Annotated in this window: 12 protein-coding genes; 10 read left to right on the top strand and 2 right to left on the bottom strand. The window is 36.7% G+C overall.

Annotated features, from left to right (window positions below; genetic code table 11):
• The first annotated feature begins 72 nt into the window (after window positions 1-72).
• Both GGQ92_RS07955 and GGQ92_RS07950 read left to right on the top strand, forming a co-directional pair.
• Entirely contained in the window at window positions 73-2,103 is a 2,031-nt protein-coding gene (locus GGQ92_RS07955) for an alpha-L-rhamnosidase-related protein (RefSeq protein ID WP_184246814.1), read from the top strand.
• A 7-nt stretch (window positions 2,104-2,110) separates the two neighbouring features.
• Window positions 2,111-3,679, top strand: coding sequence for an alpha-L-rhamnosidase-related protein (locus tag GGQ92_RS07950; protein ID WP_184246811.1), 1,569 nt, complete (start codon window positions 2,111-2,113; stop codon window positions 3,677-3,679).
• Between the two features lie 901 nt (window positions 3,680-4,580).
• Here the strand turns inward: GGQ92_RS07950 and GGQ92_RS07945 are convergent.
• A complete protein-coding gene (locus GGQ92_RS07945) occupies window positions 4,581-5,105 on the bottom strand; it encodes a CueP family metal-binding protein (RefSeq protein ID WP_184246808.1) in 525 nt (174 codons plus the stop codon).
• Between the two features lie 356 nt (window positions 5,106-5,461).
• Here GGQ92_RS07945 and srtB point away from each other — a divergent pair, with 356 nt between their 5' ends.
• The 8 genes from srtB (at window position 5,462) to GGQ92_RS07905 (ending at window position 14,562) form a co-directional block, all read left to right on the top strand.
• Window positions 5,462-6,166: a class B sortase gene (srtB, locus tag GGQ92_RS07940; RefSeq protein ID WP_184246805.1), complete on the top strand. Its 705-nt coding sequence runs from the start codon at window positions 5,462-5,464 to the stop codon at window positions 6,164-6,166.
• A 4-nt stretch (window positions 6,167-6,170) separates the two neighbouring features.
• Window positions 6,171-10,052: a VWA domain-containing protein gene (locus GGQ92_RS07935; RefSeq protein ID WP_184246801.1), complete on the top strand. Its 3,882-nt coding sequence runs from the start codon at window positions 6,171-6,173 to the stop codon at window positions 10,050-10,052.
• Window positions 10,053-10,212: 160 nt separating this feature from the next.
• A complete protein-coding gene (locus tag GGQ92_RS07930) occupies window positions 10,213-10,911 on the top strand; it encodes a hypothetical protein (RefSeq protein ID WP_184246798.1) in 699 nt (232 codons plus the stop codon).
• 133 nt (window positions 10,912-11,044) lie between these two features.
• Window positions 11,045-11,614 (top strand): hypothetical protein, encoded by a 570-nt coding sequence (locus GGQ92_RS07925; RefSeq protein WP_184246794.1) that lies wholly within the window; start codon window positions 11,045-11,047, stop codon window positions 11,612-11,614.
• Between the two features lie 140 nt (window positions 11,615-11,754).
• The gene (locus tag GGQ92_RS07920) at window positions 11,755-12,315 is read left to right on the top strand and encodes an AAA family ATPase (RefSeq protein ID WP_184246791.1); all 561 of its coding nucleotides are present in this window, start codon (window positions 11,755-11,757) and stop codon (window positions 12,313-12,315) included.
• A 157-nt stretch (window positions 12,316-12,472) separates the two neighbouring features.
• Window positions 12,473-13,090 (top strand): DUF998 domain-containing protein, encoded by a 618-nt coding sequence (locus GGQ92_RS07915; protein WP_343068791.1) that lies wholly within the window; start codon window positions 12,473-12,475, stop codon window positions 13,088-13,090.
• A gap of 47 nt (window positions 13,091-13,137) precedes the next feature.
• A complete protein-coding gene (locus tag GGQ92_RS07910) occupies window positions 13,138-13,647 on the top strand; it encodes an RDD family protein (RefSeq protein WP_184246788.1) in 510 nt (169 codons plus the stop codon).
• 69 nt (window positions 13,648-13,716) lie between these two features.
• Window positions 13,717-14,562 carry an MBL fold metallo-hydrolase gene (locus GGQ92_RS07905; RefSeq protein ID WP_184246785.1) on the top strand — a complete coding sequence of 282 codons (846 nt, stop codon included), beginning with the start codon at window positions 13,717-13,719 and terminating at the stop codon, window positions 14,560-14,562.
• Between the two features lie 72 nt (window positions 14,563-14,634).
• Here the strand turns inward: GGQ92_RS07905 and GGQ92_RS07900 are convergent, their stop codons facing one another.
• Window positions 14,635-15,492, bottom strand: a complete 858-nt coding sequence (locus GGQ92_RS07900; protein ID WP_184246782.1) for a zinc ribbon domain-containing protein — start codon at window positions 15,490-15,492, stop codon at window positions 14,635-14,637.
• Between the last annotated feature and the right edge of the window lie 158 nt (window positions 15,493-15,650).

Here is a 15,650-nt window from a genome sequence, read left to right as displayed (position 1 = left end):
TTATATTTCTCATTAAGAGGAATTGGCTAGCCATTTCTCACATCATCATGTTTGATAGAGAGAGGGATGTAGTTGAAAAAAGAGGCATATTGGATTTGGTACCCAGGTGATTGGGAGGTTTGGTTACATCAGCATGTTTCGGTAAAGAGAGAGATGCGTCAAGTAATGTTCCCGCCTTATTGGCGAATGGATTATCATTATATTTCGGTTCAATTTATCTATGAATATGAATTAGACGAGCCAGAAGAAGTTTTCTTTAAAGCAGATGGAGATTTTTCTGTTTATATTGATGATCTAGATAACGGACGTTTTAATGACGAAAGGATTACACTACCTGCAGGAAAACATATATTGAGAGTTTCCGTGTATAACAATGAACGTGTACCCTCAATTTATGCAAAGGGGAAGACGATTTTCACCAATGATGAATGGAAGGTCTCTTGCTACGATAATCAGTGGAAGAAACCAGGTAGCTGGAAAGAAGTTTTTCATTCGCCAGAAACGATTCCATCACGTTATCAATTAGAAACAAAACTAGAGCAGCCTATCGAGATTGAAAAAAGAGGTAATGGTTACTTCGTAGATTTTGGAAAGGAAACATTCGGCTTCTTACAGTTGATTGGGATAAAAGGTCAAAGTGAAATTGCGGTTTATTACGGGGAATCAAAGGAAGAAGCAGAGGATTTTGAGCATTGTATATTGGTTGATCATGAGAAGTTAGATAGTTCTCTTGGGGAAAGTTATACATTCCCACAATCTCGTGCGTTTCGTTATGTTTCGATTGTTCCGAAAGAGAAAGATTTCCATATCGGTGATGTATCGATGTTGTATGAGTATTTGCCTGTTAGCTATCGAGGTAAATTCCGCAGCTCGAATGAGCAACTCAATCAAATATGGGATACATCCGTTTACACTTTTCATCTTAATACGAGAGAATTTATTTTTGATGGGATTAAACGAGATCGCTGGGTATGGTCAGGGGATTCGTATCAATCGTTTTTAATGAACTACTATAGCTTTTTTGATCAGGATGTAGTGAAGCGTACGTTGATTGCTTTACGAGGAAAAGACCCTGTTCATGCGCATATTAATACAATATTAGATTATAGTTTATATTGGTTTATTAGTATGTACGATTACTATGTTCATACGGCGGATAAGGAATTTATCGAATCGCAATACGATAATATGGTTAGCTTGATGAAATTTTGCCTAGACCGTCGGAATGAAAAAGGCATGATGGAAGGGATAGAAGCGGACTGGGTATTCGTAGATTGGGCGGATATAGACAATAAAGGTGAAGTTAGTACGATTCAAATCTTACTTTACAAGAGTTTGGATTCGCTCGGTAAACTAGCAAAGATTATTGGTAAGGAAAAAGAGTCGGAGTACTATTTGGAATTAGCAGAAGAACTTCAGTTACGAATTAAAGAGTATTTTTGGGTAGAAGATAAAGGTGGTTTCGTTCATCGACGATTAGATGGACAGCTGGATGAAAAAGTAACGAAATACCCGAATATGTTTGCGCTATTGTACGATACGCTTGATGATGCTGATAGGCTAAAGGTCAAGAAGCAAGTCCTATTGAATGATGATGTTCAGAAAATTACTACGCCATACATGCGCTTTTTTGAACTCGCAGCATTATGTGAAGTGAACGAGCAAGAAAAAGTTTTAGATGAAATACTAGATTATTGGGGTGGAATGCTAGACCTAGGTGCGACATCGTTTTGGGAGGCATACGATCCGAAGCAAAAGGATGCTGAGCATTACGAAATGTACGGAATTCCATATGGTAAGAGTCTTTGCCATGCATGGGGAGCGAGTCCGATTTATTTATTAGGTAAATATTTTCTCGGTGTGAAGCCTTTGTCGCCAGGCTATGAAACATTCATTGTGGAACCTCAACTGGGAGGTCTAGAGTGGATGGAAGGGACAATGCCTGTTGCAGATGGAGAAGTTGAGGTTTATATGGATAAACAACAGATACGAGTAAAAGCAACGAAATCTGGGGGGATTTTACGCTCTTACAATGGGGATGTTTCCTATGAGAAGGAAATCCCGGCTGACGGTACAGAGCTTTTAATAGACATAGAGGGGTGACCGGATAATGGAATTTCAACAAAATTTAGATCATGAGATTGTAAGAAATGAAAGATTTGAAAAGGTAGCAGATCAATTAAAACCGACTTTGCATCGCGAAAATGTAGAAGTAGCTCGTCTAGTAGAGGTAGAAAAGGATGAGGGGAAAATACACGGTTGGGGAGTAAGGGAAATTGATAGCGGTGCGGCGTTAGAAGATAAGGTGCTTGGAAAAGGTGACAGTATCATTTTAGACTTTAACGACCATCTAGTTGGTTACTTGAAGCTTGATGTGAAGCCTGTCGGAAGTCCACCAGATGCACCTCTCCATTTAAAGCTAACGTTCGGTGAAATGCCTGTAGAGGTTGCAGAACCTTTTTCCAATTATAAGGGACGATTAAGCAGTTCTTGGTTACAAGAGGAAATCATTCATGTCGATGTTTTACCACAAGTATTAGAGTTTTCTCGTCGTTATAGCTTCCGTTACTTAAAGCTAGAAGTGCTGGATACTTCACCAAAATACAAAGTATCCTTCACCAAAGCGGTCGTAGAGACTGTTACTTCGGCGGATAAAGAGAAGCTTGTTCCAGCTGAATATAAAGATAACGAATTAGCAGAAATTGAGCGCATCAGTAATAAAACATTGCTTGATTGTATGCAGGATGTGTTTGAAGATGGTCCGAAACGTGACAGAAGACTTTGGTTAGGAGACTTACATTTACAAGCACAAGCGAATTATGTTAGTTTTCAAAATAATGACTTAGTAAAACGAAACCTTTACCAATTTGCAGCAGTGCCAAATCAGCATGGACAAGTATCTGCTAACTTGTTTATCGCACCAACCTTAATTCCTGATGATACATTTTTATATGATTATTCTTTATTATTCACCTCAACTTTACATGATTATTATGAGGCGACAGGAGATAAGGAAACGTTAGTAGATTTATGGCCAACTGCATTACGACAAGTTGAATTAGGTATAGAACGATTAGATGAAAACAATATTGTCATAGATGATGAAACATGGTGGTCCTTTATTGATTGGCAAGGGGATTTAAATAAACAAGCTCCATCCCAAGCTATCTTACTATTTGTTTTAAGAAAAGCAATCGCTCTTGCAGAAGCATTAGAAAAGAAAGCAGAGCAGGAAAAGCTAGCAGAAGCATTAGAAAGAATCACGCAAGCTACTGTTGAGCATTTATGGGATGAAGAGCAAGGGTTTTTTATAAGTGGTTCGGATCGTCAGGTTTCTTGGGCAAGCCAAGTCTGGATGGTATTAGCAGGGGTACTGGAAAAGGAAGATAATCAGCAACTGTTAAAACGTTTATTGAAAGATAAAGAAGCGGTTGGAATGAATACACCTTACATGCACCATCATCTCGTTGAGGCTTTATTTATTTCAGATCTGAAGAAAGAGGCACTTGACTGGATTAAAATGTATTGGGGTGGCATGGTTCGTGACGGTGCGGATACTTTCTGGGAGTTATATAACCCGGAGGACAAAGAATTTTCACCATATGGAGATCATATCATCAATAGCTACTGCCATGCATGGAGCTGTACACCGACATATTTATTGAGGAAATATTTATAAGGTTGGTCATGCGACGGTTCATAGAGGGTGAGTGACGGTAGATAGAGGGGTTTCACGGTTCATAGAGGGTGAGTGACGGTAGATAGGCTGAATTCACGGTCCATAGAGGGTGAGTGACGGTAGATAGGCTGGTTTCACGGTCCATAGAGGATGCGTGACGGTCCATAGGCTGGTTTCACGGTCCATAGAGGATGAGTGACGGTCCATAGGCTGGTTTCACGGTTCATAGAGGATGCGTGACGGTCCATAGGCTGGTTTCACGGTCCATAGAGGACGAGTGACGGTAGATAGAGTGGTTTCACGGTTCATAGAGGATGCGTGACGGTCCATAGGCTGGTTTCACGGTCCATAGAGGACGAGTGACGGTAGATAGAGGGGTTCACGGTCGATAGGATGATTTCACTGCTGATAGAGAGTGCTAGACTCGAGATAGGATGATTCCACTACGGATAGAAGGTGATTGACTCGTGATAGGATGGATTCACTGCTGATAGAGGTGTGCGACTCGCGATAGAATGATTTCACTGCTGATAGAAGGTGCTCGACTCGTGATAGAATGATTTCACTGCTGATAGAGGGTGTGCGACTCGCGATAGATAGGATTCACTCGAGCTAGAGACCATTCGACTTCAGAAAAATAAGGCATGTAATAAAATAAAGACCCTGTCATGTTGTTTTTCATCGCTTTAAATGTGAGTATCCAATGTTGAACGGCCTATATCTAATGTTAAATGTGACAATCTAATGTTCGGAGGGAAGAATCTAATGTTTAACCGAGATATCCGATATTGACACACTAGAATCTAATGTTAAAACGAGATATCCTGCATTGACCCCCTAAAATGCAATGTTCCAATCAGAAAAAAGCTGTGCCAAACTAAAAGGCACAGCTTTACCTATATTAAATTAATTGCATCGTGGTGATACAGGTATTATCTCCCTCAAATGTTGAGATTTCCGATTTCGCTATCCTTCCCTTATACTCTATTTCAACTAGAAACGTCTGATTACGGGGTAGCCATAAATCAATAAAACCATTATTGAGTGATTTCATCTCTTGATCCAAGACAGTATTTCCTTCTTCATCTTTAATCGATACGTGGAATTCTTGTTCAACTAGCTCACCTTGACATCCAGTTAGGCTATGAATGGCGCACTCATGTGTTGTATTGATAAAAGGAGCAATTGAGACGAAAAATTCATCAGAAGGCAATTTGTATACTTTTTGATTGTTATTTTCACTAGAAACGACTAATTCAGTTGATGTGATAGAAGCAGATAGATTCTCAAATTCACCGATACTATATTTTTGAACCAATTTTTTTATTTCATCTGGTTCATGGACTGAGTCATTACTGCAGGCGCCGAGTAAGATTACACAAATTATGCTTATTAGAATAGCAACGCTGTTTTTCAAAAAAGTCATCTCCTTTAAACGATATCTTTTTCATTCAATCTATATCTTTAGTAAACATTCGTCAATCACCGTGACATCAATGTTTTAAAATTGTCAAAAAGAAGTTGTGAAATAGTGAACAATATTATAAAAAGTCATAATCACTAGACTGAAAGATCTATTTATTAACTCAGTATATAATCATAAACTTTAACGGGACTAATCTCCACTTATTAGGGATGTTATCAGGTATACTCTATTATGTGAGGACAAAGCACGATGAGAAAAAACTAGTAGTTTTGTATTGTGAAACTTAAATCCTATGGACAATATGCTAGTTTATTAGTATCATTCCAATTGGAAAATATTTCATAACTAAAAAGGGGGTGGCTAAAGTAAAAAGGCTTCTATTAATCTTATTACTTCTCATTAGTGCCATGGGAATAGTGTTCGCAAGTTTAAAAATCTATGAGACTTCTAATCAGTATAAAGTTTCTGCAAGTAAATATGGAGAATTAGAGGAACACTATCAGAAAGAAAATCGTTCATTGTCACATATCAACGAGGATTATGTGGGATGGATTCACATGGAAGGCGTAGATGTAGACTATCCGGTAGTTTTAGGAGAAGATAATGATTTTTATTTAACACATAACTTTTATCGAGAAGAGGACTTTGCTGGAGCTATATTTATGGATTATCGACAATCTGGTAATAAGCAGTTAGATAAAAATACAATTATTTATGGACATAACATGAAAAATGGAAGTATGTTCGGTAACTTAAGCCAATTTTTGGACTCTGAATTTTATGAAAAGAATTCTTTTATTCAACTTGATTATTTAGAAGAGACATATACCTGGGAGATCTTTGCTGCATATGAAACTACGAGAACAGATTGGTTACAAATAGACTTTCAGAACACAGAAGAGTTTATCCATTATGTAGAAGATGCGAAAGAATCTTCGGTCATTACTCCAACTATAGAAGTTAATGAAGAAGCACACGTATTAACACTCGCAACATGTACAAGCAGAAATGACGAAGAAAGAGTAGTTATACATGCGAAATTAGTAGAAAAGGAAGTGTGAAGTAATGTTGAAAAAAAGAACAATTATTGGCTTAATTGCTCTATTGTTCTTTATCTTGTTACCTAATCCATTTTTGCAAGCTGAGCAACCACTAGAATTAGAAGTAACAACTGATAAGGAAAGTTATGAACAAGGCGAAGAAATCGAATATTTTATTACAGTTACAAATACAAGTAATGACTCATTATCAGATCTTATTTTAGAAACAACCATACCTGAAGGATTACAGGCAACGGATATTGGAGATGCTGTTCAAAGTGATAATCAGCTCACTTGGAATATACCAACAATTGAGGCTGGAGAATCGATTGAATATACCATTAATTCTACAGCTATTGAAGATTCCGCTCCAGTAATTACCCCGGGGATAGAAGAATCAAAAGAAACTCCTATTGAGGAGAGCACAACAACTGAAACAGGTACTGAAACAACAACCGAAACAGCTACTGAGACAATAGCTGAAAAGTCTCCCCAAACAGGCGATAGCACTTCCTATTTATCATACATAATTATTCTTATTGTTTCTCTTGGTATTTTCGTTTTTGCATGGATCAAATTGAAAGCACATTGGAAAAAAGGTGCCGCTCTATTAATTGTTACAGGATTAATCGGTACAAATATGCTAGTGGTTGAAGCGGAGGAATTCCGTATCCTTGTTTCGAAATCACATGCAATCACATTAGATGGAGAAAAATATGAATGGATAACATCCATTAAGCAGAAGGATGCGGGTGAGGAGAAAAATGAAGCGACCTTCGAATTGTCAGGAGAATGGCATTACAATGAAGAAGACGACCAGTTAACATGGAACCTAACATGGGAGGAGAACTCCACTGCGAATTCCTATCGCGTATACCGTAGTACGGTCGAGGATTCGAAAAAATTTGAACAAGTGGCTCAAATAGAAACCAATACTTTTGAAGATTTGGAATATCATCAAGATGGAGAAACACATTATTATGTTTCAGCTTTAGTTGGTGAACATGAAGAAAAATCGAATATTATTATGACAGATGTCACTGCGGATACCGACGGCGATGGTATTATTGATGCAATGGAACATTTCTATGGTACAGACATTAATAATCCTGATACCGATGGTGATGGATTGCCAGATGGATTTGAGGTATTTGTAACTTTTACTGATCCAAACAAAGTTGATACAGACGGTAACGGAATAAGTGATGCAGATGAAGATTTTGATGAGGATGGTTTGACTAATCTAGAAGAATTTGAATTAAGTACGAACCCACTTGCAGAGGATACCGATGGGGATAACCTTTCTGATGGAGACGAGGTTCATACGTATGGGACAGATCCAACGGAAAAAGATACCGATGATGATGGTTTAGATGATGATAGTGAAATTAAATTCGGTACAGATCCAAATAACCCAGACACGAATGGGAATGGTATTTTAGATGGCGATGAAAAGTATGATCAACGTATTGAAGTGGAGGAACACAATCTTACTATTTCATTCGCAGCAACAGGGGATGCAAGTAAGCAAACTTCTACACATGTAGACGAATTTGCTCTTGGATTGCTTGGTGAAGATGGAATGGCAATTGATCCTATTGACATAACGACAGATTCAGAATTTGACGAAGCGACCATCACGTATAGCTATCAGGAAGAGGAGCTAGGAGATATTGCGGAAGAAGATTTACGTATCTTCTACTTCAATCCAGACAGCTGGAAATTGGAGTTAGTAGAGGAACAACAAATTGATACTCAGAATAATACGGTAACAGCTACACTTCCACACTTCTCTACGTATGTCTTAGCAGATGTAGCTAGATGGGAAAATACCTTTATTCCAGCTGAGGAAGCGGAAGAGGTTGAACGATCATGTAGGCTTATGGATGACGAGGAGGAAGTACAAAACCTTCCATTGGACCTTGTTATGGTAATTGATAGTTCAGGGAGTATGGTGGACAACGATCCAGATGACTACCGTTTAACAGCTGCACAACAAGTCGTAGACTCTTTGCAATCAGGTGATCAATTAAGTGTAATTGGTCCGGATAGAGGTGCGGTGGTCGATTTTGATTTCTGGGCTGTTCTATTGCAGGAATTAACAGAAGATAAAGATGCGCTAAAGGATGCAATAAGTGAAATTGATTCATTTGGTGGGACAAGTATTAGTAATGGTGTTCGTGTTGCATTAAATGAATTAGATAATAATGGTCGGGAAGATTCGATTCAGACAATCTTGCTTTTAACGGATGGACAGGGATCCTATTCGCAAACACTTACCAACCGAGCAATCGAATCGGGGATAAAAATTTTCACTGTTGGTTTAGGTGAAAGCATCGATGCTGACTTATTGAGACAAATTGCGAATGAAACAGGTGGCGATTTCTATCAGACGTTAGACGCAGCTGAGTTAGTTGATTTATTTGCTAAAGCACGAGATGTCGCTCAAGGGCTTGATACTGACGGTGACTGTTTACCAGACTGGGTTGAAAAGTTATCCGAAGCCACAAACGGTTATATTGTCGAAGGATCACTAGGTAATACAGGTTATATCTCTGATTCCACGAAAAAAGATACTGATAGTGATGGATTAACAGATATGGAGGAACTAGCTCCAATCTCTAATCCAGACTCATTTGAAGCGGCACAAGATAACCTTATAGTTAACGAAGCTAAAACGAAGGTAGTATTAAAAGAATGGCCTCGTAGTAATCCGGCTAATCCGGATACCGATGGGGATTCCTATAATGATAAAGAAGACATTGAGCCTCAAGTAGAATATAAGATTCCTGTCGTTTTATTACATGGACGAGGCGATAATAGTGCTAAATTATTTGGTATAGAAACTCCATTAGGTGATGCTAACAACACGTATAACGACCATTTTATTATGACGAACGTGGAGAGTTACGGTGTTGTAAATCGAGCAAAATCTGTTACACTCAATGGTTCCTATTTGTATTATGATGCTGCAACACATGAGATAACAGATCTCTATAGTCATACAGGAGAGAATAGAACACCAAAATATTTAGGGAAAGCATTAGAAGATGAAGGATATGAAACAAATAAGAACCTGTTTGTGGTTAACTATCCAAATGAAGAATTCACGTGGAAGAATGCAGATTTATTAAAATGGTTCGTTGAAGAAAATCTAGGTGAGACAAAAGAGGTATATCCAACTCATCAAAGCTTTGATGCAAGAGACTTATCTGTCCATCTAGTAGGGCATAGTAATGGTGGATTGGTGTCACGTTACTATATAGAAAATTTAGATGGTAGTCATTATGTTGATAAGCTTATTACACTGAACACACCTCATTGGGGAAGTGGATTAGCAACAACTAGCTCTAATACGAAGATACTTCATAAAGGACCTATAGATGTTGATTTAAGGCCAAAAAGTTTACAGTTCGGTGGCGAAACAAAGAAGATGACTTATTTTCGGGATGAGGCAAAGTCAAATTATGTGAGCAGTTATCAAACACCTTCATTAACTCGTAATAAAGGAACAACTGCATATTATTTGATTGGAGCGTATGATGATTTTGCGCCTTATTTACTCAGTAAGGAATTACGTGGTAGGACATTCCTATTTGATGTGAATCCAAATCCAAATAGCTTTGAAGAGTTTAGACAAAGTATCGCAAATGGATTTTATGCAAAATACGGCTACGAAGATTCAGTGAATTTTACATTTACGAAGAGCGGGGGAGACAATGTTGTTAATAATCAGAGCCAGCTTGGAGTAACGTATAAAGATTTCGGTAATGGAAACCATATCCAAGCTAATGGTTATTCTATGATTATTGATACGATGTTTGGACAAAATGCAGCCTTCCACTTGCATGGACAGGTTCCGAAACGTACGGAGGCAATTAATCAAGTGATTGATTATTTGAATTAAGAATTTACTAGCTAGCGATTGAACCAGAACAAGGTTGGTCGCTAGCTCTTATTTTTTAAGATTTTACGTTTTTCTTCAACCACTGCCTACTAACTACTAACTAAATAACAATCTAATGTTATACTAAGTCTATCTATTCCTTTGAAGGGAGACTATCTGTATGAAATATTTTTACCATGGACTTATTATCTTTTCTTTAAGTATTCTTTTATGTGGAATTTATTACATCTTTTTTTCTCAAGAAAAATATTCTGGGAGTACTCCATTTCTACCTTCTATTCCTTTTTCCATCATCGTAGTAATCACCTTTGTTTTATCTTTTATTTATGCAAAGAAACTGTTTCTGTTCAAATGGCCGCTTTCGACAATTGTTGCTATTCTAGCAGTAATTCTACTTTTTGTAAGTTCCAATTGGATAAGCACAAAATACGGTTATATTCTTCAAGATTATTATAATAAAACTCATTACCAAACATTAATAGGGCTACCACAATATGCGAACCAAACGGGGAATTTTATTTCTGTAAAACAGTTGTATGAAAAAGATTATCATAAAGTGAATCACATCATAGAAGGAAGAGAGGGAGACGGACAAGATAGTTACTTACAAGTCTATTTCGTCAATGAACAAGATTATATCATCGTTGATTGGGAAACAGATACGATAGACAGTCGATACACGAAACGTGAAGTAGAGGAAATGTTTTTAGCCGAGAATCCATTAGAGAATATCGATTGGATTACACATAATGGCAGAATCCTATATGTGGTGCAAAATGGTAGTGCTACAAATTATTTAGTTTTGCCAACGGAGAATGGGTTTTATTTTCCGAGTTTAGCAGAATACGAGGATCGTTAAGAATTAATAACCAAGCAAATAACCCTTTCCTTTTTAAAGTTTTCTATATAGTTATTTAAGTGGAAAAACTAGGATATTTGTTAAGATGAAATTAACAGATGTTATCTTATTGTAAATGAGAGAGGGAATCATAATGAGAAAAGTAATGCTCATTGTCTTCTTAATTTTCACTTCCGTCTTAATAACTGCATGTGGCGAAAACAATGCTTCCAACAAGGAAATTATTAATACGATTAGTCAATTTAAATTTTATGATGATATCGAAAGTTTGACGACTTCCGCTGATCTAATCATAAAAGGGACTGTTACAGAGTCAACACCAAAATGGTTGAATACTGCGATGGAACCAGACGATTCAGATGATGAAAAGGTTAATCCTGGTGGCGAAATAGAACCTAATACAGATATATGGACGGTACATACGGTTAAAATTGATTATATTTATAAGGGAGAAGCGGGGAAAACGATCGAAATTAAACAGTTCGGAGGAGAATTAGATAATACAATTATGACAGACGAACATGTTACTTTTTTAGAGAAAGGTGAAGAATATATTCTATTTTTAGAGACATATGAAGATTCGCCTGCCTCGCTACTCAACCCAATACAAAGCTATTATAAATTGGAAGAAGGAAACATCATAAAGCATCCAGAGAATTCCTTTACGGTGGATTTAGAAGCTCTAGAGAAACTTGAGAAATAAGTAATTCACTAACACTATTTTTTAAAGATCAGATTCTATATGAATTTGGTCTTTTATTAATTTTAACAACTATATAATAAGATTATAAACAAGTGTATGTTAAACTTACGAAAAGGTATTAAATAGAGAGGTGTGAGTTGATGAAATTTATTTTAATATTTGGACCTCAAGCGGTTGGTAAAATGACAGTTGGACAGGAATTGGCAGAAATAACGGATCTAAAACTTTTCCATAATCATATGACGATTGATTTGGTAACTAACTTCTTTAACTACGGTTCGAAAACAGGAACGAGACTTGTCAATTTGTTTCGTCAAGAAATATTTGAAGAAGTATCAAAGAGTGATTTATACGGATTAATCTTTACGTATGTTTGGGCCTTTAATATGCAAGAAGACTGGGATTATGTTAATAAAGTTTCTAGTTTGTTTGAATCCAGAGGAGGTTATGTATATTTTGTAGAGCTTGAAGCGGATTTGGAAGAACGCCTTGAACGAAATAAAAGTTCTAACAGACTCGAACATAAGCCATCAAAGAGGAATATTAAATGGTCTGAAGAAGATTTAAAAAATTCAATGGAAAAATATAGATTGAATTCTTTAGAGGGTGAAATTAACTATCCAAACTATTTGAAAATAAATAATACCACCTTAAGTGCGGAGGAAGTAGCACAAAAAATTAAAGAAAAATTCCATCTATAAAAACATATTAAATATGGCTGCTACGGTATTAAGAAAAGTAAAAAATAAATGCAAAGAGGTGTAGCTTATTACACTGTCAATTGTGCTGACTCTATTTTCACTGCTGTTGATTTTTTTAACCTTCCTACTTAAGAAAACGAATCGACTGGGAATTTTTGTGGGGAGGGCTGCTTGGATTTTTTTAAGTACCTATTTTCTTTTTGAATATATAGTGATTCGTGAAACGATCACTCCTTATAGTATACTAAAGCAACCAATGAGTGATCTTGGTGTGACTGCATGTGGAAATGATACTTACGTACTTGCTACTTATGAAATTTGTTCTCCTTATCATCCTCTGATGAACATCACCTTTACTCTTATAGGTGTAGCTATCTTTGTCGGTGCCATTTTATTACAGCCCCTATTGCCTAAATTAAGACGTATCAGGATTGCGACGGTCTTATTTGCTATTTATGGAATTAGTTTTGCTATATCTGGAATTATCCCGGCTGATATAAGTTTTACCGCTCATACAATTAGCGCATTACCAGGGATGGTTGTACAAATCCCAGCACTGTTTTTTATCGCTCAAAGTATAAAATTTACTATGCCGAAATTCTACAAATGGACATTGTTTATCCTCATTGTTAACTCCTCTACGATAGTATTACTTTGTCTACAAGCCTTTATCACAAGTCTGCCTGGAGGTCTACTGCAGCGTATCTTATACGGATCAATTTTTGTTTGGATGATAGTTACTGCGATTGTCCTTCAAATGAGAATCAACAAATAGAAGTCTGTAATAAAATTTGTTCACCGCTCTCGGGGGAGGTTCTATCATTGAATGCTTCATTTTGGCTTCGTTTCTATGCTTTTCTTATTGATTACATCATTATTTTCATCTATTTAATCTTCATATTATTAACAGGTTTTCTTTTCCCATCCATGCAAAACCTTTTTAATGGATCCGTAATAATAGCTCAATTGACAGGGTTCTTATTAGTAACTTTACCTGTCTCCCTGTATTTCATAATAAGTGACTCGTATGTTGGTAAACAGTCGATCGGTAAAAAGAAAGTAGGTATCCGAGTCGTAACAAACAATGGTGAAGCAACCTCAATTCTCCGAATGGCTTTTAGAACGCTGCTTAAATTTTTGCCGTGGGAATTATCTCATTTTCTTGCTTTCCGCTTGATTCATATTGGTGAGGGTGAAGTTCCATTTATCTATTATTTGATAGGAATACTCATTTATGCACTAATGTTTGGGTACATTCTTTCTGCAATTTTCACGAAAAGAAAACAGTCTATTTACGATATACTAACGAAAACTCAGGTAGTGAAAGCATAGTCTGTTTATTGTGCTTAATTTCTGACATCGAGGGAATACTATCACGAGTAATTGAAAGGAGTGAAACTAATGGATAAGAATATGAATTATGGCGATGATTATAAAATGATACCAGCTTCATCAATCAATAGTGGTCAAGGAATTGAAGTTTTGCCAGATCTCTATTGTTATACAGTCCAAATTGTTAACATCGTTTTGGCTGGGGATCCAAATACGGGAGACTTTGTCTTAATAGATGCTGGAATGCCGGAGTCTGCAGAGGATATTATCGGTGTTGTAGAAAGTCGATTTGGCGAAGGAAGTAAACCTAAAGCAATTATTTTAACGCATGGGCATTTTGATCATGTAGGTGCTATTATCGAATTGATTGAGAGATGGCAAGTACCGGTTTATGCTCATCCAGCAGAACTCCCTTATTTAAAAGGTGAAATGAGTTACCCAGAGCCTGACACTACTGTTGAAGGTGGAATGGTTGCAAAAATGTCAAAGCTGTTCCCAAATGAGCCCGTCCAACTCGGTGAAAATGTTCATACTTTACCTGAGGATGGCAGTGTTCCCCATCTACCTGAGTTTCGCTGGATCCACACACCTGGACATTCACCAGGGCATGTCTCCTTATTTAGGGAAAAAGATGGTGCGTTAATTGCTGGGGATGCGTTTGTAACAGTTAGACAAGAATACTTGTATGAAGTATTGACACAGGAACAGGAAATTAGTGGCCCACCACGATATTTAACAACAGACTGGGTAGCAGCAAAGCAATCCGTTCAAACACTCCAACAACTAAATCCGACTGTTGCGATTACAGGACATGGCGTACCAATGGTTGGGGAAGCATTACAGAATAATTTGAAAATGTTAGCGGATAAGTTTGATGATATGGCAAAACCTGATTATGGGAAATACGTGAATTAATATAAATAAACAACAGGCTTCCTATAGAGGAGGCCTGTTGTTGTGTTTTCGCATGTTTATAGGGTATGGTTTCTAGAATAAGTAATAAGCAGCGTCTTCTAATAGAGCTAGAAGTCTTTCTACAAATAATTTTGTAATAATTGCTAAAATAATTCCATTTATAACTAATGCGATGATACTAAAATAATAGGTGAAGCGATGTTTTTGCTTCGATAGTTCATGGAAAACGACTATTACTGGATTAATTAAAATAATAATTGAAAATAAAATGCTAAATAATAGGCTAAATGCTAAACTGTCTTCAGAAATAGTAAAAGCACCTAATAATGAAAGAAGCGCTAAAACTACAAAAAGAGCTACAAATGGTACCGATATTCCGGTATATTTTGCTAGTAACGTTTGAGCGGAAATTGGATTTTTTGCTAGCTTTAATGTAATTAAATTAGCAACAAATCCGGATAGATATAATAAAAGAATAACAATGAAAATTCGAGACGTAAGAGTGAAAAACGGTAAGCTCTCTACCCCTGAGCTGAATATATTTCCAACCATATCTTTAAATGTAGTGTTAATAAGACCATAAAAGAATAACGATATAGCAAATGGTAAAAGTATTCCTGTTACAATGGAACTGATTAAAGAGCTATCATTTTTTAAGGCAGTATCAGGGTTTTTAACACGATTGAGAAAGTAATTCCAATAAGCTGTAGATTCTTCTTTAACTTTCTCTAAAGTGACATTTTCTCCTGTAGATGTAGCACTACCTTCTTCTTCTGTTGTAGCTTTCTGAGTGGTTTCTTCTGTAGAGACACTCGTTTCGACTGGTGTGACAGTTGCTTGTTGAACGTCCTCTTTTTTTAGTGATTGTCCACAAGCTTCACAAAAATTACCGGGTTCTTGTTCCTTCCCGCAATTTGAACATACGATCATTCTAACTCTCCCCCATCTAAGTTGTGGCTAAATAAGCCTGGTGCTCCCTATACATCGTTTGCTTATGTAGATAATTCCTGACATCCCCTATAAAACATGTAATTCATAACAAAAGACCGTCACATTTATTAGTAATTTATTCCTAATTTACTAATCAT

The sequence above is a fragment of the Gracilibacillus halotolerans genome, from assembly GCF_014206945.1.
In the GTDB taxonomy this organism is placed as follows: Bacteria; Bacillota; Bacilli; order Bacillales; family Amphibacillaceae; genus Gracilibacillus; species Gracilibacillus halotolerans.
The sequence above is the reverse complement of the archived record's forward strand: the minus strand, read 5'-3'. Positions and strand labels throughout refer to the sequence as shown.